General features: G+C 37.9%; 23 protein-coding genes and 3 tRNA genes. 4 read left to right on the forward strand and 22 right to left on the reverse strand.

Annotation, left to right across the window (positions count from 1 at the left end; genetic code table 11):
- The first annotated feature begins 142 nt into the window (after positions 1 to 142).
- The 4 genes from AC1Q6O_RS21875 (at position 143) to AC1Q6O_RS21890 (ending at position 775) form a co-directional block, all read left to right on the forward strand.
- Positions 143 to 217: transfer RNA gene (locus AC1Q6O_RS21875), tRNA-Gly, on the forward strand.
- A gap of 9 nt (positions 218 to 226) precedes the next feature.
- A tRNA-Met gene (locus AC1Q6O_RS21880) sits at positions 227 to 303 on the forward strand.
- A 5-nt stretch (positions 304 to 308) separates the two neighbouring features.
- Positions 309 to 380 (forward strand) — tRNA-Glu (locus AC1Q6O_RS21885).
- Between the two features lie 143 nt (positions 381 to 523).
- Positions 524 to 775, forward strand: a complete 252-nt coding sequence (locus AC1Q6O_RS21890) for a hypothetical protein (RefSeq protein ID WP_043990716.1) — start codon at positions 524 to 526, stop codon at positions 773 to 775.
- An 89-nt stretch (positions 776 to 864) separates the two neighbouring features.
- Here the strand turns inward: AC1Q6O_RS21890 and AC1Q6O_RS21895 are convergent, their stop codons facing one another.
- From AC1Q6O_RS21895 to rnmV, 22 genes are all read right to left on the reverse strand, one after another.
- Positions 865 to 1,302 (reverse strand): S1 domain-containing RNA-binding protein, encoded by a 438-nt coding sequence (locus AC1Q6O_RS21895; protein WP_008180281.1) that lies wholly within the window; start codon positions 1,300 to 1,302, stop codon positions 865 to 867.
- A 133-nt stretch (positions 1,303 to 1,435) separates the two neighbouring features.
- Positions 1,436 to 1,840 (reverse strand): FtsB family cell division protein, encoded by a 405-nt coding sequence (locus tag AC1Q6O_RS21900; RefSeq protein WP_107922835.1) that lies wholly within the window; start codon positions 1,838 to 1,840, stop codon positions 1,436 to 1,438.
- A gap of 17 nt (positions 1,841 to 1,857) precedes the next feature.
- Positions 1,858 to 2,349: a spore cortex biosynthesis protein YabQ gene (gene yabQ / locus AC1Q6O_RS21905; RefSeq protein ID WP_008180277.1), complete on the reverse strand. Its 492-nt coding sequence runs from the start codon at positions 2,347 to 2,349 to the stop codon at positions 1,858 to 1,860.
- Positions 2,346 to 2,645, reverse strand: coding sequence for a sporulation protein YabP (gene yabP / locus AC1Q6O_RS21910; RefSeq protein WP_004229167.1), 300 nt, complete (start codon positions 2,643 to 2,645; stop codon positions 2,346 to 2,348). Before yabP ends, yabQ begins: the two co-directional genes overlap by 4 nt.
- Before the next feature lie 139 nt (positions 2,646 to 2,784).
- Positions 2,785 to 3,075 (reverse strand): RNA-binding S4 domain-containing protein, encoded by a 291-nt coding sequence (locus AC1Q6O_RS21915; protein ID WP_008180273.1) that lies wholly within the window; start codon positions 3,073 to 3,075, stop codon positions 2,785 to 2,787.
- On the reverse strand, positions 3,072 to 4,541 hold the full coding sequence (yabN, locus tag AC1Q6O_RS21920) for a bifunctional methyltransferase/pyrophosphohydrolase YabN (protein ID WP_090003277.1): 1,470 nt from the start codon (positions 4,539 to 4,541) through the stop codon (positions 3,072 to 3,074). The genes AC1Q6O_RS21915 and yabN overlap by 4 nt, the downstream gene beginning before the upstream one ends.
- A gap of 9 nt (positions 4,542 to 4,550) precedes the next feature.
- The gene (locus tag AC1Q6O_RS21925) at positions 4,551 to 6,173 is read right to left on the reverse strand and encodes a putative polysaccharide biosynthesis protein (protein ID WP_008180269.1); all 1,623 of its coding nucleotides are present in this window, start codon (positions 6,171 to 6,173) and stop codon (positions 4,551 to 4,553) included.
- 159 nt (positions 6,174 to 6,332) lie between these two features.
- Positions 6,333 to 6,869, reverse strand: a complete 537-nt coding sequence (gene spoVT, locus AC1Q6O_RS21930; RefSeq protein WP_008180268.1) for a stage V sporulation protein T — start codon at positions 6,867 to 6,869, stop codon at positions 6,333 to 6,335.
- A 248-nt stretch (positions 6,870 to 7,117) separates the two neighbouring features.
- The gene (gene mfd, locus AC1Q6O_RS21935) at positions 7,118 to 10,627 is read right to left on the reverse strand and encodes a transcription-repair coupling factor (RefSeq protein WP_171366086.1); all 3,510 of its coding nucleotides are present in this window, start codon (positions 10,625 to 10,627) and stop codon (positions 7,118 to 7,120) included.
- Between the two features lie 138 nt (positions 10,628 to 10,765).
- Complete coding sequence (locus AC1Q6O_RS21940) at positions 10,766 to 10,993, reverse strand: anti-sigma-F factor Fin (RefSeq protein ID WP_008180264.1); 228 nt, start codon at positions 10,991 to 10,993, stop codon at positions 10,766 to 10,768.
- 202 nt (positions 10,994 to 11,195) lie between these two features.
- The gene (pth, locus tag AC1Q6O_RS21945) at positions 11,196 to 11,756 is read right to left on the reverse strand and encodes an aminoacyl-tRNA hydrolase (RefSeq protein ID WP_239355392.1); all 561 of its coding nucleotides are present in this window, start codon (positions 11,754 to 11,756) and stop codon (positions 11,196 to 11,198) included.
- 155 nt (positions 11,757 to 11,911) lie between these two features.
- Positions 11,912 to 12,508, reverse strand: a complete 597-nt coding sequence (locus tag AC1Q6O_RS21950; protein ID WP_008180260.1) for a 50S ribosomal protein L25/general stress protein Ctc — start codon at positions 12,506 to 12,508, stop codon at positions 11,912 to 11,914.
- Between the two features lie 265 nt (positions 12,509 to 12,773).
- Positions 12,774 to 13,733, reverse strand: a complete 960-nt coding sequence (locus AC1Q6O_RS21955; RefSeq protein ID WP_008180258.1) for a ribose-phosphate diphosphokinase — start codon at positions 13,731 to 13,733, stop codon at positions 12,774 to 12,776.
- Positions 13,734 to 13,757: 24 nt separating this feature from the next.
- Entirely contained in the window at positions 13,758 to 15,128 is a 1,371-nt protein-coding gene (glmU, locus tag AC1Q6O_RS21960) for a bifunctional UDP-N-acetylglucosamine diphosphorylase/glucosamine-1-phosphate N-acetyltransferase GlmU (protein ID WP_043990714.1), read from the reverse strand.
- Between the two features lie 271 nt (positions 15,129 to 15,399).
- The gene (gene spoVG / locus AC1Q6O_RS21965) at positions 15,400 to 15,702 is read right to left on the reverse strand and encodes a septation regulator SpoVG (protein WP_025116955.1); all 303 of its coding nucleotides are present in this window, start codon (positions 15,700 to 15,702) and stop codon (positions 15,400 to 15,402) included.
- Positions 15,703 to 15,925: 223 nt separating this feature from the next.
- Positions 15,926 to 16,300, reverse strand: coding sequence for a RidA family protein (locus AC1Q6O_RS21970; protein WP_008181603.1), 375 nt, complete (start codon positions 16,298 to 16,300; stop codon positions 15,926 to 15,928).
- Complete coding sequence (gene purR / locus AC1Q6O_RS21975; RefSeq protein ID WP_008181605.1) at positions 16,297 to 17,130, reverse strand: pur operon repressor; 834 nt, start codon at positions 17,128 to 17,130, stop codon at positions 16,297 to 16,299. Before purR ends, AC1Q6O_RS21970 begins: the two co-directional genes overlap by 4 nt.
- 56 nt (positions 17,131 to 17,186) lie before the next feature.
- Entirely contained in the window at positions 17,187 to 18,053 is an 867-nt protein-coding gene (gene ispE, locus AC1Q6O_RS21980; protein ID WP_089987305.1) for a 4-(cytidine 5'-diphospho)-2-C-methyl-D-erythritol kinase, read from the reverse strand.
- 220 nt (positions 18,054 to 18,273) lie between these two features.
- Complete coding sequence (locus AC1Q6O_RS21985; protein WP_025116349.1) at positions 18,274 to 18,453, reverse strand: small, acid-soluble spore protein, alpha/beta type; 180 nt, start codon at positions 18,451 to 18,453, stop codon at positions 18,274 to 18,276.
- Positions 18,454 to 18,568: 115 nt separating this feature from the next.
- Positions 18,569 to 18,829 (reverse strand): biofilm formation stimulator Veg, encoded by a 261-nt coding sequence (gene veg, locus AC1Q6O_RS21990; RefSeq protein WP_004229199.1) that lies wholly within the window; start codon positions 18,827 to 18,829, stop codon positions 18,569 to 18,571.
- Between the two features lie 156 nt (positions 18,830 to 18,985).
- Positions 18,986 to 19,867 carry a 16S rRNA (adenine(1518)-N(6)/adenine(1519)-N(6))-dimethyltransferase RsmA gene (gene rsmA / locus AC1Q6O_RS21995; RefSeq protein WP_089987306.1) on the reverse strand — a complete coding sequence of 294 codons (882 nt, stop codon included), beginning with the start codon at positions 19,865 to 19,867 and terminating at the stop codon, positions 18,986 to 18,988.
- Complete coding sequence (gene rnmV, locus AC1Q6O_RS22000) at positions 19,860 to 20,426, reverse strand: ribonuclease M5 (RefSeq protein WP_090003281.1); 567 nt, start codon at positions 20,424 to 20,426, stop codon at positions 19,860 to 19,862. Before rnmV ends, rsmA begins: the two co-directional genes overlap by 8 nt.
- Positions 20,427 to 20,538 lie beyond the last annotated feature (112 nt).

Consider the following 20,538-nt stretch of genomic DNA (forward strand, 5'->3'; position numbering starts at 1 on the left):
TAAAATATCTTTATATAGCTGACTCTGTCTCATCTTGTTTAAAGAATTTTATTGTAAAATATATTTTTTGATATTTTTTTATTAATTTTCTTGACACTAAGACCAATGGCTTGTATTATTTAACTTGTTGCTTAAGCGACATGCGGAAGTAGTTCAGTGGTAGAACACCACCTTGCCAAGGTGGGGGTCGCGAGTTCGAACCTCGTCTTCCGCTCCATAAAAAATTGGCGGCCTAGCTCAGCTGGCTAGAGCGTACGGTTCATACCCGTAAGGTCGGGGGTTCGATCCCCTCGGCCGCCACCATAGTAGGCCCCTTGGTCAAGTGGTTAAGACACCGCCCTTTCACGGCGGTAACACGGGTTCGAATCCCGTAGGGGTCATCTCAAATAGGCGTCTCAGAATGATATTCTGAGACGCCTATTTTTTATTCTACAATATGATATGTATAAGGTTCGACTATGTGACTACATATAAAATATGGCATACTACATATAAGATTGTATTTTTAGGAGGTTTATTTTCCTTGAGCGCATTAACTAAAGCTGCTTTAATTTGTGGAAGTGGCTCAATGATTATTCTTGTTTCAATACTTATTAATTTACCATTTGTTGTTCAAATAATGTTACTACTTTGCGGGCTTGCTGTAAGCATATATGGCGTCTTTTTACTTGTTAAAATGGTTATTCGTCCAGCAGAAAAAGCACCCATTACTCCTGCTGATGAAAAAGTAGCCACACCTATCAAAAAGAAAAAGGGACCTTCCTCAACTTTATAGGTCAGTCCACAAAAAAGGGATTAGCTTTTTTCAAAGCTAATCCCAGCACTATATCATACACTTTTTCTACGATTAAAACAGTCAGCAAACTACCCTCTTCTAGCTCCGCGACCTCCGCGTTTTGACTCTGTAGCACGTTTAAGTGTTGCTAGACGTTCATCACTATCTTTTAAGAAGCGTGCCATTTTTTGCTCAAAATTTTCTTTTGGCTGGTGGCGGTCGTTACGATCGTTAGAGCGATTATCGCGACGTGGACGCGCTGGACGCTCTGGACGCTCTGGTCTCTCAGCTTGAGGCTTTGCTTTACGGATTGAAAGACCGATCTTTCCGTCCGCTTCAACATTCATCACTTTTACTTCAACTTCATCTCCAACTTTTAGATGCTCATTGATATCTTTTACATAATTGTCAGCAACTTCACTAATGTGAACTAAGCCTGTTTTGCCATCTGGCAGCTCAACGAATGCTCCAAAATTTGTGATTCCTGTTACTTTACCTTGTACCTTGCTGCCTACTTCAATTGACATAAAAAAAATGCTCCTCCTTAAAAATTAAGCGACTCTTTTGAGCCATGTAATCATTTAATTAAACTTTTTACTGCAATAAGCTTCTCTTTTCATTATATATAACTAAAAAAGAGTGTCAACAATACATAGCTTTTCAGTCGTCTTTTTTATCTTCCTTATCTGGAATTATAAAAATAACCTCACCTTTTTCAGACAAGTAATACTCTTTTCTTAATAGTTTTGCGATATATTCATCATCCTGTAATTGTTTGATTTTCAGATTTAGAGAATCCTGTTCCTCTTTCAATTCAGAGAGATGCTGTTTCGCTTCTTCCTTGGATTTCTCTTTAATCGCTAATGTTTCCTGTTGGTTAGATAGCACATTTAAGAGAAGGGCGATAATAATGACTGGTACAATCGCAAAAAAGACGATACGGCGCCATTTACGTTTCCGTGCCTGCTGCTTGCGATTTATAGCTTTATCCGTGTTACGGACATAGTCATTATCAAGCTTTGTAAAGTTCTGTTGTTCATCATTTGATGAATGACGTCTAGTCATGCCCGCACCTCCGAAAATTATTGTTGCTTTTTATTATACTTCAAATATCGTAACTTTTTTAAAAAAGTGTAGGACAAATACGAATAAATTTTGACAAAAGGTCTTATAACAAACATTACTATATTTAATAAAAACTGCAAAATATGTCGAATAACCGAGACGATGAAGCGCACAATGAACCAGAAGGGCCTCCATGTAATATTCACCAAAACTCTAGCTATGAAACGTAAAATAGTTTGAAAAAATGATTGATACAAAAAAATTCCGGCTATTTGCGCAAGCGGGTCGTATGCCCGCCATGCGCCGTCTTTTAGCCAAAATAATAAATAATATGTCAGCCCTCCAAGTAGAATCCATGTTAGTAATTCAAAAACCATCATCCACTTTCGAAGGCTTGACCTTTTTGGAGTTGAGAAAACAATAAGCCTTACACTATCAATAATGAAACCAACTGCTATACCGCTCAAAACCATGACAATTAATTGAAAGAATTGTTCACTAACAATCATCCAAATAACTTATGAAGGAAACCCTTCGAGAAGCCACTTTCCTCCTCGTCGTACTGTAAAGTTTTCACAGTTCCTTCAAGTGTCAATAATCCTTTGTCAACATCTAAATGAACGATATGCAGTTCCTCTCCACGGATTAACAAATGCCCTTGGGACGTCTTAATGAAAAACTCTTCCTGATCAAAGCGTTCAATTGATTTTACAGAAGTCATGTCCATTCTTTTACGATTACGAATCGTTAAAATATGCTCTCCAGATGGAATTGTGTAACGATTACTTTCTTGATGTAGCGTCATTTTTTTCCTCCTTTAGTCGTCCTAGCTTCTGTTCACTTTATGCGGACAACCATCAAAGCATGACAACTTTATTTAAGTTGTCTATTACTTTCATCCATAAATGGAAGCAGGAACAACATTAGGTGGCTAAAAAAGAAATTTATTCTTCATCATCTATAAATTCAGGCTCAATTTTTTCTAGTCTCTCTTCTTTCAAAATGGTAAACATTTTGGCTGCATCTTCTTTTTTCACTGTCTCACGTATTTCTTCTACACGTGCTGTTACTATTTTTTGACCAAATCGGATGGCCAGTTCATCCCCAGCTTTTACTGAGCTACTAGCTTTCGCTACCTTCTCATTGATAGTAATACGACCCTGATCTGCCACCTCTTTAGCTAAAGTACGACGTTTGATTAAACGTGAAACTTTTAAAAATTTATCTAATCTCATAGTTCTTTCTCCCTTTCTAGTTGCTTCGCTTCATTCCAGAACCTATCTAATTGATCTAAAGTAAAGTCAGCAAATAATTTTCCACTTGCCTTTACTTGAGCTTCCACATAGCCAAATCGTCTAGCAAACTTTTCATTGGCATGCAGGATTGCCTCTTCTGGAGATAATTTATAGAAACGTGCTAAGTTCACTAATGTAAATAATACGTCTCCCAATTCATCAAGTCTGGATATACTAGAGCCATTCGTCACCTCATGGCGAAATTCCTGCCACTCCTCCGCAAACTTATCCCATGCACCTTCTACATCCGGCCAGTCAAAACCTACTTTGGCAGCTCTATTTTGATAGTTAAAGGCTGTCTGTAGCGCCGAGGATGCCCTATATTCCCCGTCTAATAGTGGTTTATCAGAATTGCCCTTTTCTTCAGCCTTTATAGCCTCCCAATTGGCTACAACACCATCAGCATCTTCCACTGCGACATCTCCAAAGACATGTGGATGGCGACGAATCATTTTCTCACTAACAGAAGCTAAAACATCTTCAAGCGTAAAGTATCCTTGATCTTCTCCTATTTGTGCATGTAAGAACACTTGTAAAAGCACATCTCCAAGTTCTTCAATCATTGCAAAATCATCTTCAGCATCTACAGCAGCTAAATATTCATGAGCTTCTTCGAGTAAATACTTTTTCAAGGACTCATGAGTTTGCTTTTGATCCCATGGACAGCCATTTGGACCTCTTAATGTTGCAATTATTGTACGGAATGTTGTCCAATCTCTTAAGGCCTCTTCCTGTGAATTTACAGGTGGCACATAGACGGTTGTTAAATTATTAACCTCCACACTTTGATCGAGTTCATAGAGTGGCACAGTAACAATTTTTTCTTGTGAAGATCCCGCAGCCGTAACTACGGTCACTGGGTACTCGTCCTCATATTTTTCCATCAATGTTAGCTTCACTTCTGAAGCACTAAATGTATCGTACACTTGGGCGATTAAGATATGCTGACGCATGTTGATGTCATGCATGGAAAAGCTAGTACCATCCAGCAATTGAAAACCTTCAATCGGATCAATTTTCAATGCACCAAATATCGGATCCAAGAAACTTTGTCCACCTTCTATGACAAGATTGAAAGTTCCCTCATCCGCTGCTTTTATAAGCAATTGCACTGTTTGTTCTGCAACCAATGGATGACCTGGTACCGCGTACATACTATCCTCTATAGCGGTAGCTGCTATAAGTGATTCTGCAATTTCTGCATATACTGGCTGAAATGCGTCGTGTTTTTCATAAATTTTGTCAAAGCTTTCGAACGTTATACCTTCTGCCGCTAATTCCTCTAGTACCGGATGATCGATTGTACGAACAAATAATTTTTTAGCAGCTTTCAATTTTTTATAAACGCCCATTTGCAGCTGATTAAAATCCCCTGCGCCTAGACCAATAATAGTTAAAGTATTCATTATTTCCACCTACTTCTTTGAATTTAGCCATAGTTGGTAAACGGCCATTCTACGTCCGAACGGTAATAAATACCACTCTTTTTCTACTAACACTCGTTTCTTCGCAATCATTGTAAGCATAACAAACGCTCCCAAGCCTACTGCAGTGAATCCTGCGATCACCGCTACTGAACGTGATGACAATAAATGGCCTAAAAAGGCAGATACCATCTGTAGCCATACCAATACGACCACTGCCATACTTATTGATGCGAGCCCCACTTTTTTATAAAATTCGGTGGGTGCTAATTGAATACCTGTCATTGTTTTTAAATAAACAATTAGCAAGAATGCTGTTAATAGTAAGCCTATATCATTTGCAATAGCTGCTCCTAATACACCAAGCCAGCCTATCAAACGAACATTTAATATTATTTTTAACACAAACCCTATCATTAAGAATAATGCTGGCTTCTTTAATTTTCCATAGCCTTGTAAAATGGCTGTAAATGTAAGAATAATCGACAAAGGCACGATTTGGAATACATACACAATTAATACTTCGGATAATGTATTGGTTTTAAAAAGCATTTCATTTAAATAGGGCATCACAAGCATTAATCCGAGTGAAGCAGCCCAGCCAAACAAAATAGACGCTTTGTATGTTAATTGGATAAATGGAATGGCACTTCGCCCTTCTTGTTTTTTCGATAAATGAGCAACAAGTGGAACAATTGCAAGGGATAGCGAGGATGCGATAACAACGCCTAGTTGTACGAGCGGCTGTCCACGATCATAAATCCCCTTGGTTTCTTTAGCAACTGTAGAGTCCATACCGTGATCGATTAATAACGAATAGATCGTAAAGGAATCAACTAATTGATAGCCTAGTAACAAAAGGCCACTCATACTTACACTTAAGCTAAGCCATGTAACCTCTTTAATAATCGGTAAGCTTTTAGCCTTGTGTAGACGTAAGTGCACACGGAATAACCCAAAGCGTTTAGAAAAAATATAGGCAAGTAATAATAATGCAGTTATTTCCCCTATGACTGTACCAATAACGGCCATTTTCCCCGCAGCATATAGTGATTTTGTGGTAGTCATAATGACAAAGGTTCCTGTTAAAATAACGGTTACCCTAATCGCTTGTTCAACGACTTGAGCATAAGCAATAGGCTCCATAATCCCTCTAGATTGAAAACCGCCCTTCAAAATAGCAAGCGCTGGCATTACCAATACTACGAGGGAGCCCGTGCGTATCAACGGTGCCAGTTGAATATCACCCATCAACTGGGCTATTTTTTCAGCACCTCCAAATAGGACAGAAAAAAACAATAATGAGAGTATCGTCAAATAACGGAAAACGACACGCATGATCATGCTTCTTTTTTCATTACGTTCTATTGTATCAACTATGCAATCATTATCTGCAAGCATTTTTGAAATGGCTACAGCAAAGCCACTAGATGTCCAAACAACGAAAATTGAAATGACTGGATATACCTGTTGATAAATATAAAAACCTTCATCACCAACTAGATTTTGAAAAGGTACACGGTAAAAGGCACTAAGTACTTTTACGATAAGGGCAGCGATTGTTAATAAGGCCGCTCCCTTCATGTAGCTTTTCATACCAAAACGTTGCGACATAAATTGCCCTCTTTCCTTCTTAACAATGCCAATAGTATAGCATATCTAAAAAGTTTGACGCGCCAGGCGACAATACTGTTCCTAATTTGGCCCATATTTATGTACGCAAAAAAAGTTATTACACGGCCTAAAAGGTCATCGCAATAACTTTTACATGCATCAGCTATTCATTTGTTTCGCTAAGAAGTTTGCAGCCGTTTCCACTACTTTCACTTCTACCTCACCAACAAAATGCACTTTAGACAATACTATAATGCAGCCAATTGGGTCACCGTTCACCATAATAGGTGATGCACAATATGATTTTACTTGCTCATATTGTCCAGGAACAATTTCAATGGATGTCTCCATTTTCTCAATCTTAGTAGAGCGCTCTTCCATGAAGCCTTCTGCAAAGGACGTAATACGACGATTGATATACTCTTTTTTACCAATCCCTGCTACGGCAATTACTTCATCACGGTCTGTAACAAATGCTGGTGTTCCTAATGTTTCATATAATGTTTCAACATATTCTCTTGCAAATTCTCCTAAATCATTAATTGGAGAATATTTTTTTAATATGACTTCACCTTCACGGTCCGTATAAATTTCAAGCGGGTCGCCTTCACGAATACGTAGCGTCCTACGAATTTCTTTTGGAATAACTACACGCCCTAAATCATCAATACGACGAACAATTCCTGTTGCCTTCATTCTAATGCCTCGCTTTCGCTACAATAAAATTTTTTATTCAACTATAGTATGGTTTTTATTTAAGCAATCTATGCAAAAACTGAAGAAAAAGGATTTCACAACCATCAATTTTTTTCAAAAAAATTGCATTACATCAATCAACTCATTATTAGAGTACCCAAGGAATACGTTTCTATAATAAATTGATTAAAATTATCATGAAAAAAGGCAGTCTTATCTTTTCTTCAAAAGATAGGACTGCCTCTTTATTATAGCTTCTTTGCTTGATCAATAATTTGCATCAGCTCTTCCAAAATGTCAAAGGGTTGATGTTTTCCGCACTTCCGCTCATCAATAGTTAGTTTTAATTGCATGCCATCCATACCAAAACCAACAGCACGTTCAAATTTCATAGACTCTTCAATAATTTTACTACCATCAACATTTGCTGTTCCCTGTTCGGATAGCATAATTGTAATAAGTTTCTGCTTATCCTTTACAGAGACTACTCCCGCACCTAATCCCCATACTTTCATTCGTGCTACACGAAGTAGACGCTCTGTTTCAATTGGAAGATCACCAAATCGATCTTCTAATTCCTCCATGATTTCACCATACTCCTCCACCTGATCCATCGCTTTAATGCGTTTATACATTTGAATTTTTTGGTATCCATCAGGGATATACGCATCAGGGATATACGCATCGACACTTAATAAAATTTCAATCTCAGGTTTTTCTTCTTTTTTCACACCTGTTTGACGCTCTTCAATTGCCTCTTGGAGCATCTGTGAATATAAATCAAAACCAACTGAATCAATAAAGCCATGCTGTTGCGCTCCAAGTAAATTTCCGGCGCCTCGAATAGATAAATCTCTCATAGCAATTTTAAAGCCTGAACCCAGCTCCGTAAATTCTTTAATAGCCTGCAATCTTTGCTCAGCAACATCTGTCAATACTTTATCACGCTGGTACATAAAATAGGCATAGGCTACCCGGTTAGAGCGCCCAACGCGTCCACGCAATTGATAAAGCTGAGCTAAGCCCATTCGATCAGCATCGTGGACAATTAAAGTATTAACATTGGGAATATCTACACCGGTCTCAATAATAGTCGTTGTCACAAGTACATCATAGTCTCCTTCTAAAAAGGATAATATGACTGATTCTAATTCAGACTCTGACATTTTCCCATGTGCATGACCTATTCGTGCCTCTGGAACGAGCACTTGAATTTCCTCAACTTTTCTAGCCATATCTTCTACTCGGTTATATAAGTAAAACACTTGTCCGCCACGTGCCATCTCTCTTTCGATTGCCTCTCGAACTAGTGCCCCACTATGTTCCATCACATATGTTTGAACCGGGAATCGATTGGCTGGTGGTGTTTCAATAACAGACAAATCTCGGACCCCTACCATTGACATATGGAGTGTTCTCGGAATAGGGGTGGCTGTTAACGTTAACACATCGACATTTGTTTTTAACTGCTTAATTTTTTCTTTATGCGTTACCCCGAAACGTTGTTCTTCATCAACAATTAATAAGCCAAGGTCTTGGAATAATAAATCCTTCGATAAGATTCTGTGTGTTCCGATAACAATATCGACTTGCCCTTCTTTTAACCCTTTTAATGTAGCTGTTTGCTCTTTCTTTGACCTGAAGCGTGATAGCAACCCTACATTAATAGCAAAGTCCTGAAAGCGTTCACGAATGGTCTCATAATGTTGCTGAGCTAAAATGGTTGTAGGAACAAGGAAGGCAACCTGTTTGCCATCTTGAATAGCTTTAAATGCGGCACGAATAGCCACTTCTGTTTTACCATAGCCTACGTCACCGCAAACTAGGCGATCCATAGGACGTTCACGTTCCATATCTCTTTTTACTTCAACAATAGAACGTAGCTGATCCTCGGTTTCTTCATAGGCGAACATTGCCTCGAAGTTACGCTGATCATCATTATCAGGTGTAAAAGCATGCCCCTTTTCAGCTTCTCGCTTCGCATAAAGCTTAATTAAATCATCTGCAATATCCTGTACAGCTGATGATACCTTAGCTTTAGCTTTTTTCCACTCTGCGCCACCTAATTTATGTAGCTTCGGTTCTCGGTCCTCTGATGCCACATACTTTTGGATTAAGTCTATTTGCTCGACAGGTACATATAATTTATCGTCTGCACGATATCGAATATGCAAGTAATCCTTATGTGTTCCATTTACCTCTAATGTTTCTACACCAATATATTTCCCTATTCCGTGGTGAACATGAACAACATAATCACCAGGTTTAATTTCCGTATAGCTTTTAATGCGTTCAGCATTCGTCATTTTTTGCGTACGTGCTTTTTTCTTAGCCTGCTGCTTAAATAGTTCATCCTCTGTTACAATGGCCAAACGTTGGAGCGGTAATTCGAAACCACTCGACAATACTCCATCGACAATATAAATTCCAGCATCTGTAGGCTCACCTATAGCTGCATGGATATCATACTCTTCTAGCATTTGCTGAACACGTTTCACACGCTCTTTATCTCTAGCTACGATGAGTACTGTAAATTTGCCAAGTAGCCAGCGTTCAATCTCACTTTGTAGCAATGCCATTTGTCCGTGAAATTGTTGCATTGGCTTGCAAGAAAAGTTAGTCGTCTTATTAAACGTTATTCCCGAAAATGTACGTGAAAATAATGAAAAGGACAGCTTTTGTTGCGACAACATTGCCACTATTTCCTTTAATGTGAAGGCGGGTTTAACATCATGAACCATTTTCCCTTCTTCAATTAAAGATAAAAACCATTCCTCTTCTTCACGTTCCCAAGCATCCATAACTTCTTGAATACGTCCAAGCTCATCAAATAGAACAATTCCATCTTGCGCAAAATAGTCGCCTAAAAAAGCCGTTTTATCATATAGTAATGACCCATATTTATTGACATAGTCAGGAAGATTTCCTTGTTGTAGCAATTCAATATCATACTGAATATGCTGATAAAGGAGTTCTTTTGTTTCCTGCTTTTTAACTTTCTTTAAACTTGCGGCTAAGGCTTTTTCTAAACGATCTGCCAAGTTCTGTCTTTCTGATTTTGTCAGAATAACCTCAGAAGCAGGAAGTATACGAATTTTTTGTAATTTATCAATAGAACGTTGGTCATCTGCCGAAAATGTTCTTATAGAATCTACTTCTGTATCAAATAATTCAATCCGAATAGGTGATTCTAAATACGGTGGATAAATATCAAGTATGCCTCCACGTAAGGCAAATTCGCCAGGTGTAGTCACCATGGAATTTCGGACATAGCCCATTTCAACTAATGTTTGTAGCCATGCATCTACTTCAATTTCATCGCCCACAGTTGTTTGTAAAAAATAGTGTAGCCAATGTTCCTTCGGCTGCATGATCTTCCTTAAACCTGCAACAGGGATCACGTAAACAGCCTTCTCCCCCCTGGCTAAGCAATCAAGCGTGGCGATTCGCTCCGCTCGTAATTCTGGAGAGGCAACAGAAAGGTCTGCAGCAATAAATTCGTCCGCTGGGTAATAGTGCACATTTTCTTCACCTAATAGCCCAGCAAGCTCATCCACCATTCTTTGTGCCTGCAGTAGATTAGGAGACACAATGTATATCGGCTTCTTTACATATTCAAATAACGCATCGACCATAACGGGACGTGCGCTTCCAGTTAAACCTGTAATAAGCTGTGATGCAGTTTGACCGCTCTGAATCTCCTGTAAAAATGATGTAATATGTTTATCCCTCGACACAAGCTGTCGTAAAACTTCCACAGTCAAAAGCTCCTTTCAGCAAAAAATTCTATTTGTCATTACTAGCATTCTAGTGCTAGTTTGTATATATTTATTAGCCATTTTACAAAATGGAAAAAGCCTTGAACACACATGAAGTGTGTCAAAGCATCCTTCCAATTATTGAATCCATTTATTGAGTGCATGATAATCTGGATATTGTCTCAGCGAATCCTCACATTGCTCACAAATACAGTGTACAGTCGTATGACCATGCTGATCTTTCTCAACATAATCATCGGCTTCTCCCAATTCGAAAATATGTAGTTTTCGAATTGTATCATCTGCATCAAATGGTAGTGTCCCTATTTCTACTTCACAATGCCGACATCGATAGCGAACTGACATCTCCAAATCATCCTCCTTTAAGCAACTTTCTACTTAAAGTATAGACATTTATAAATTGGATTATGCACTATCTTCGTGTCTTCAGTATTGTATGAACGTAAAAATGGGAGAATTAATTTTTGCTTATAGGCAAGACTTATCCATATAAGCATGAGTTTAACTTAGACTTCTGTATCCAAAAATTTTAACTAAATTCACGACTTTACTTGTTAAAATGATTCATCACATCAAGAAATGGCTTTGAAAGAGATACTTCTACAGCATTTACAGACTTTTCAATGGCTTCTTTCATATAATCCTGATCTTCCTTTGAAAACTTTGCTAATACATAGTCTGCAACCTTCATGCCAGCTGGTGGACGACTAATGCCTACTCGGATTCGATTAAATTCCTGCGTACCTAAATGTTGAATTAAGGATTTAATGCCATTATGGCCACCCGCACTTCCTTTTTGGCGCAAGCGTAATTTTCCAGTTTCCAAATCTAGATCATCGTATATAACAATTAGATCTTCCACATCAATATCAAAATAATCCATTAAGGGACCTACACATTCCCCTGATAAATTCATATATGTTAAAGGCTTAACAAGTAGAACCTTCCCCTCAGGTCGATGAACAGTTGTGTACATACCATTAAATTTTGAATTTGTTAAAGGTGCCCCCCATTTTTCTGCTAACGCATCAATTACATCAAAACCAATATTATGTCTAGTGTGCTCATACGGTTTACCCGGGTTTCCTAAACCAACGATAATTTTCATAAGTACCTCTCTTCTTTCAAATCTAATAGTCATTATTTTACCATACCACAGGACTAGAAAGCATTTTGAACAATTGCTAAATGCCATTTTAACGCTACAAAAAAAGCTAGCAAGAAAGTTTTTAGCTTTCTTACTAGCCAGATAAATAATTTATTTTACATTTGCTCTTCTTCTACGCTAGCAGTAACTTCTTCTTGCTCTGCCGAAACAGGAGCAACAATCGTTACTAATAGATAATCATCTTCACTAATAACTTCTACAGGCGTTTGATTTCGAATCTCTGCCACAGTCAGGGATTCCCCTACTTTCAGTGATGAAATATCAACTTCAATGGAATCAGGTAGTTCAGCTGGTTTCACCTTCACTTTTAATTCTAAGTTAGGCTGCATTAAAATGCCGCCCTCACTCACTCCAACTGACTGACCAACTAATTTAATTGGCACATCGGCCTCTAATTCCTCCGCCATATTAATCGCTAAAAAGTCTACATGATTAACTTCATCTTTTAATGAACATTGCTGTACTTCTGATACAACTACATTCACTTTTTTCCCCTCTAAATCTAGTGAAAACACACTGTTTTGCCCATTTTTTTGAATGGATTTCTTAAATTCTTTTGCAGAAATAGAAATTGGGGTTGAATCTAACTTATAGCCGTAAATAACTGCAGGAATGGCTCCCCCTTTTCTAAGTTGGGTTAATGTCGAACGATGCCCAGTTTCGCGCTTTGTAACACTTAATACTGTACTCATATCTCTTTATTCCCCTTCCAAGAAAATTATTTACGCCTTATCAACAATCAGCCACTCAGCATTTTAGTGACTATCTTGTTTAAGGCTATAATAATATTTACCTCTATTTTTTAAAGTAGTGTAAATATTATGAAGACACATTTACTATTATACCCCTATATTAGGAGATTCACACATAATATACTCTTTCCCTTGATTAAATAAAAAGAAAAAGGACAAATCCATCTAAAAAGATAGATTTGCCCTTTATACAACATCTTTATAATTAATCGAATAGAGTACTTACAGATTTGTTTTCGTACACGCGAGAAATTGCATCAGCCATTAATTTAGCTACAGAAAGCTCTGTAATTTTTGGAGATTTTTTATCATCCGCAAGCTGAATTGTATTTGTCACCACTAATTCTTTAATAGAAGAGTTTTCGATACGCTCAATTGCTGGCCCAGATAGTACAGGGTGAGAACAGCAAGCATAAACTTCTTTTGCACCGGCTGCACGTAATGCATCTGCACCGATCGTAATTGTACCTGCAGTGTCAATAATATCATCAATCAAGATTGCCACTTTACCATCAACATTACCCACAATGTTCATAACTTCCGCAACATTTGGTTTTGGACGTCGCTTGTCAATAATTGCAATTGGTGCTTTTAAACGTTCCGCCATTTTACGAGCACGTGTTACCCCACCATGGTCTGGTGAAACAACAACGATTTGATCTTCTGGAATACCTTTAGATTTAAAGTAATCTGATAATAACGGTACTGCCATTAAGTGGTCGATTAAGATATCGAAGAAACCTTGAATTTGAGGTGCATGTAAATCTAATACGATCACTCGTGTTGCACCAGCTGTTTCAAGTAGGTTTGCCACTAATTTAGCTGTAATTGGTTCGCGCGCTTTTGCTTTACGATCTTGGCGTGCATAACCATAATAAGGCATTACGACGTTTACTGTACGAGCAGATGCACGTTTAACTGCATCTACCATAATTAAAAGCTCCATTAAATGTTCGTTTACTGGTGCAGAAGTTGACTGCACGATAAACACATCACAACCACGAATACTTTCTTCAATGCTAATTTGAACTTCTCCATCGCTGAAGTGCTTAACAGAAGATTTCCCTAATTCTACACCCATTTCTTGCGCAATTTCTTGAGCTAACGGGTTATTTGAATTTAGAGAAAATATTTTTAATTGTGAGTTTGCATAATGATACGGCATGATGGCCTCCTGTTTAGTTGATAATTATTTTAAATTTAATTTGCTTACATAATTAGGTTTGTTTTCTTGTCTTGCACGAGCAATTGCAAGTGCATCTTCAGGTACTTCTTTTGTAATTGTAGAACCTGCTGCAATAAATGAACCTTTTCCAACTTTCACTGGCGCTACTAAGTTAGTATTACATCCTACAAATACATCATCTTCAATAATTGTTTTGTACTTATTTTTTCCATCATAGTTAACTGTAATGGAACCGCAGCCAACATTGACGTTACTGCCAATTTCAGCGTCACCAATATAGCTTAAATGCGATACTTTTGTGTCATTACCTAGCTTGCTTTTCTTCACTTCTACAAAGTTACCAATTTTCACATGGCTACCGATGTCTGAAAGTGGTCGAATATGAGCAAATGGTCCAACGGCTACATCTTCCGCAATAGCGCTTTCACGCACAACTGAAGAATGCACCGTTGTACGATCTCCAATTCGGCTATCTGCAATTTGAGTATTTGGGCCAATATTGCAATCTTCTCCGATTACAGTGGCTCCTTCTATCATACAACCAGGTTGAATGACAGTATCACTTCCAATAACAGATTCCGCGCTAATATATGTCGTTTCAGGGTGAATAATTGTCACACCGTTACGCATATGCTTTTCATTAATTCTCGCACGCATTAATGTCTCTGCCTGTGATAAAGCAACACGGTCATTGACACCAAGCGTTTCTTCAAAATCATCTGTCACATATGCTTCTACAATATCACCTTGCTTTTGTAGAATTTCAATAACATCTGGTAAATAGTATTCACCTTGAGCGTTGTCATTTTTCACTAATTTTAATGTTTCAAATAACAACTTGTTATCAAAGCAATATGTGCCCGTGTTTATTTCTTTTACTAATTGCTGTGCTGCTGAAGCATCCTTTTGTTCAACAATTTGCTCTACTTGCCCGTTCTCGCTACGTAAAATACGACCATAGCCAGTTGGATTTTCCGCAATGGCAGTTAAAATTGTTGCTTTAGCATTCTTTGCCTGATGATGCTCAAATAGAGCCTGCATAGTTTCGGGACGAATTAGCGGTGTGTCACCACAAACAACTAAAGTTGTTCCTTCTTCATTCCCTAGAATTCCCTCAGCTTGTTGAACAGCATGTGCTGTCCCTAACTGTTCGGCTTGAAGAACATACTCACTTTTATCTCCCAGCTGATGTTGCACTTTTTCTGCACCGTGTCCAACAACCGTTACAATGCGATTCACATCTAACGTTTGAATATGATCCACCACATGTTGTACCATCGGTTTCCCACAAACTGGATGGAGCACTTTATATAATTTGGACTTCATACGTGTACCTTGACCTGCAGCCAAAATGACAGCAAAAATATTGCTCATCTGTAAGTCCTCCAATACGCTCATTTTCTCTTATGACTATATAGCATAATTCATCTATTTTCAAGGCATGTAGAGTTGACAAAAAGATGAATTCCAAAAACCACTGCACCTTCTGCTCGAATGTCATGAAGTATATCCTAAAACTGCTGGTTTTCTCTTTTTATCAAAATAAAAAGAACTCTTCAAATTTGAAGAGTTCTTAAAATTTTTGACTAATAAAATCAACTTTAAATTGTAACTACTTCTTGAATAGTTAGTTATTACCTTTTAACTATACACCAATGCCCTCTAATTCTACTTCTTCGCCCGTTTCTTCTAATTCACTAGAGTTGTGATAGGCGTTTAAAATAATCTCTTGAATTTTATTACGAGTGTCCGAATTGATTGGATGAGCGATATCCCTAAATTCGCCATCTGGTGTTCGTTTACTTGGCATTGCTACGAACAATCCAGTATTTCCATCAATTACACGAATATCGTGAACAACAAACTCATTGTCAAGTGTAATGGAAGCAATCGCACGCATGCGACCATCCGTCTGTACCCGACGTAATCTCACATCAGTAACTTCCATTTTCTCACCACCTCTCTCTTAGATGCCTAAATAAAATTATCATATTCTTAATTACCGAATATTTTCCTTTTTATAGTCTATCAAATTTTCTAAAAAATTTGAATACTTTCGAGAATAATATTTTTTCTTATTTACGGAATTTTTGACAATTGTTTGTCAACAATAAAAAAAGCCCCCTAAACAGAACGAATGCTCTTAATAGTGGGCTTCATTAATCGATTCTTTATTTAACAATAGCAATAACTTCGATTTCTACTTTTACGTCTTTAGGAAGTCGAGCTACCTCTACAGCAGAACGTGCAGGCTTATGCTCCCCAAAGTGGCTTGCATAGACTTCATTCATTGCGACAAAGTCGTTCATATCCTTCATAAACACTGTAGTCTTTACAACATTTTCTAAAGATGATCCCGCTGCCTCTAATACTGCTTTTACATTGGCGAATACCTGATTTGTTTGCACAGTAATATCGCCTTCCACTAATTCACCTGTAGCTGTTAATGGAATTTGTCCTGAGCTATAAAATATACCATTCACAATAATCCCTTGTGAATATGGTCCAATTGCTGCTGGTGCATTTGATGTTGCTACTACTTTCATTTGTCATGTCCCCTTTTAGAAAAATAGTTACCTTCACTTAATGCAATTGTTCGATCTTTTTCATTCACTTCATGAAGCTTTACAAGTGAATAGTAATCGTCTACTAACGTTTCGTCCGCATGTTCAGCCTCAACAAGAACTGCAATGCCAGCTAATTTACAATCAAATTCTTCTAATAAATTTTTCATGCCATTCATAGTACCGCCAACTTTCATAAAATCATCGGTAATCAAGACACGTTGTCCACTCTTCATGCTTCTTTTTGATAATACCATTGTCTGAATTCTTCTGGAAGAACCAGACACATAATTAATACTTACTGTAGAACCTTCTGTTACCTTACTATCTCTTCGCACAACAACTACTGGCACATTTAAATGTCTAGCAATAGCATGTGCTATAGATATACCCTTCGTTGCTACTGTCATTATGACATCGATCTGTTGATCTGCAAAAGCAGAAGCAAAAACCTTCCCTACGCGGTTAATTAAATCTGGGTTCCCTAGTAAATCTGTCATAAACAAGTAACCACCAGGCAATAAGCGATCTGAATGCTCCAGCTCTGCCTTTAAATCCTGAATAACTGAACGCACCTCTGGCTCGGACATTTTAGGAATATATTTCACTCCTCCTGCAGCACCCGGCACTGTCATCAATAACCCGATTCCTTTTTCTTCGAAAGTTTCTTTTACAATCGTTAAATCCTCACTAATGGATGACTTCGCAGATTGATATAGTTCTGAAAAATAAGTTAGCGGGATCAGCTGATGTGGATGTTCTAGTAAATAGTACGTCATATCAACTAGTCGTTCACTACGTTTCCATTTCATGCGACCCTCTCCTAAACACGAATATTTATAGGTAAAATTAACACAAATTTGCGTTTCTAAGCAAGCGTATTTCGCTCACCTAATATTCTTACTGCATAAACTTCCTCACAAAACCCACGTAAACCATTATAAATACGACTGACACGAGCTTCACTATCCACTAGCCCAAAAACAGTCGGACCGCTTCCGCTCATTAACGTAGCATCTGCTCCAAAGCGTTTCATTTGTTCCTTTAACATGACGACCTCTGGATGTAGCTTAAATGTTACAGTTTCCAAAACATTTCCTAATGAAGAACATAATAGCTCATAATCCTTCGTTTCAATAGCCTTTATCATCTGCTTCGTATTGGGATGCTCCAGTCCTTTAACTTTGAGACCACCATATACTTCAGCAGTGGATACGCCAATTTTAGGTTTTGCTAATACTACCCAGCAGTTAGGCGGGGCAGGGATTTCCTTTATTATTTCTCCGCGTCCTGTGGCAAGTGCTGTGCCACCATAGACACAAAATGATACATCTGAACCTATTTTAGCACCTAGTTCAGCCAATTCATCTATCGATAACCCTAAATTCCAAAGTTCATTAAGGCCCTTAAGTGTAGCAGCTGCATCACTACTACCTCCAGCAAGGCCGGCAGCAATAGGGATTTCTTTTTCAATAGTAATGGATACACCTTGTTTAATGCCATATGTATCTTTAATGAGACGCGCTGCCTGATAAGCAAAATTACGATGATCGTTCGGTACAAAATTATCCGTTGAAATTATTTGGATCACACCATCTTCTCGAGATTCAAGACTGATACGATCAGCTAAATCGACGGTTGTCATAACCATCTCTACTTCGTGAAAATTATCAGGTCTTTTATAAAGTACATCTAAAGTTAAATTAATTTTTGCAGGCGCCTTTACATAAAGCATTTTTCTTCCTCCCTTATAGCAACACATATAAACAATTCCTTTTTCGCACAAGATTATTCATTTTATTTTACCATACTGAGATTACGAAAATGGAAAAAAAGAACCGTATACCCTGTTCGGAGTAACGGTTCTCTCTCGTCAGCTGTATTTGTTGTGTCAGTAAGGATTTTCATCCTTACTGAATGAAACTTAATAAGTCGTCTATTTTATTAGAAATAGTCTACTTACGCTCTTGCTCATTACTTGCTCGTTCAGCCATTTCAATGGCACGTTTGACCATATTACCAGCATCTCGAGCTTTTATGCCGCCCCAGCCTTCCTTTTGCACAACATCATAAAATCCAAGTTCTTTTGCGATCTCTTCTTTTAATCGAGGTGACATGATACCCTTTCTAGGCATATAAACTCCTCCTTTAACAACTGACCACATTAGTATGCCCCGGGAAAACGCAAAACACTCATGTAGTTTTTAACATACATGAGTGTTTCAAAAATATAGAAATAAGTACTAGAAACTATTTTGCGACAGCAGCCTTTGCTTCGTCTAAAAATGTAATCTCTACTGCTTCAGTTAAAATATCTGTGTAACTATACGATACGCGCTTACACGTATTGTCTTCTTGGTCAAGTTCAACTACAAAGATGGCGCGATATGTCTCGCGTAATATCCCTGCACACTCAACCGTTTTCTTGCGACCACCGTTTGCTTTTAATTGCAAACGTTTACCCAAATGACAATCCAACGACTTTTTAATGTCCGCTAAAGTTTTTGGCATTTTCGCTTACACCTCACTAATAACTAGTATAAGCGAATCGCCCAAAAATGTCAACAAAATATAATATTTTATCAGCACCTCATAAATCTTGTCAACTTATTTTTTATAAAAAACATATATTTTTTTACATCTAAGAAAAAATGTTAACAAAATTTTTTACTTTGCAAATACAGGATATAGCGCATCGGCTAATTTTCCAAACTCTTGAATCGTTAAAGTTTCACCACGACGGGTTGGTTCGATACTAGCAGCAGTTAAAGCCTCTAGAATGAAGTCCTTTTGTGCTTTACCATTCGGCAAACCAGATTGTAGGTTATTATATATCGTTTTTCTACGCTGTACGAAAGAGGCACGCGTCACGACAAAAAGGAAATCCTCATTAATAACCTTTACTGGAGGCTCATCGTGCTTAATAAGGCGAATGACTGCTGAGTCGACGTTAGGCTGTGGCATGAAAACTGTCTTAGGGACTGTCATAGCAATTTCTGCCTTTACGTAATACTGGATAGCAATCGACAATGAACCATATTCCTTTGTCCCTGGTTTAGCCGTTATACGATCTGCCACTTCTTTTTGCATCATGACAACAAAACCACGAATTGGTAATCGATCATTCAATAATTTCATTAAAATTGGTGTAGTTACGTAATACGGTAAATTGGCCACAACCATTATATCTTCAATTCCTGGCATTTCCTCTGCAATCACTTTAGCAACATCAGCCTTTAGAATGTCAGAGTGGACAATAGACACATTATTGTAGGGGCTAAGTGTATCCTCTAATACAGGTAATAGTCGTTGGTCAATTTCAAAGGAAACGACCTTTTTAGCACTTCTCGCTAAATGTTCGGTTAATGCCCCAATGCCTGGGCCAACTTCAATCGCCCCACTATTTTCTGTTAAGTCGGCATGACTAACTATATTTCTTAATATATTTGGATCAATTAAAAAGTTCTGTCCTAAGCTTTTTTTAAATGAGAATCCGTATTTTTTTAAAATTTCCTGCGTTCGAATTGGTGTTGCAATATCCTTATGCATCATTTTCCTCCTGATCTAGCTGTGCAACTGCGGCACCAAATTGTTTTTCTGTAATTTGAAACATTTTCAATCTTTTATGGAGCTGCTTACCATTTGTAGCACCTATATTTAATAATTCACCAAGACGATCACGACGATGCTTTGCCTGCGGATGACCAATTAAACGAGCTGTCATTAAATCCTCTAGTGTTATATCATCTTCTTTTGGTACATCAAAATTGGGGGTATAGACAAGTCGTAGCGCTTCACGAATATCGTCGTCTGCTGCATGCTCAATCCCTAATCCCTTGCCATTCTTCGCAATTGTCTTTGCTTTCGGTAAAAAAGCGTGCTTGACCCCTTGAACGCGCTCCTCAATAATGGCACGTATGCGGCGTCCTGGATAATCAGGATCGGTAAATACAATAACTCCACGCTTCTCCTGCGCATGCTGAATTCGTTTCAACGTCTCTTCAGATATAGCAGATCCATTTGTTTCTATAGTATCTGCTTGTACGGCACGCTTAATAGCTGTCGTATCATCTTTTCCTTCAACCACGATAATTTCTTTTATTTGCAAAAAGGCTCCTCTTTTCTACCTTATCTTCTGACCATTTTACAACTGCATGATACTGTTTGTACAGGAATACAAGACTTATACGTACCTATACATATACTATTGCTTGGCCGCT

The organism is Lysinibacillus sp. GW823-FHT06C08, assembly GCF_058795135.1.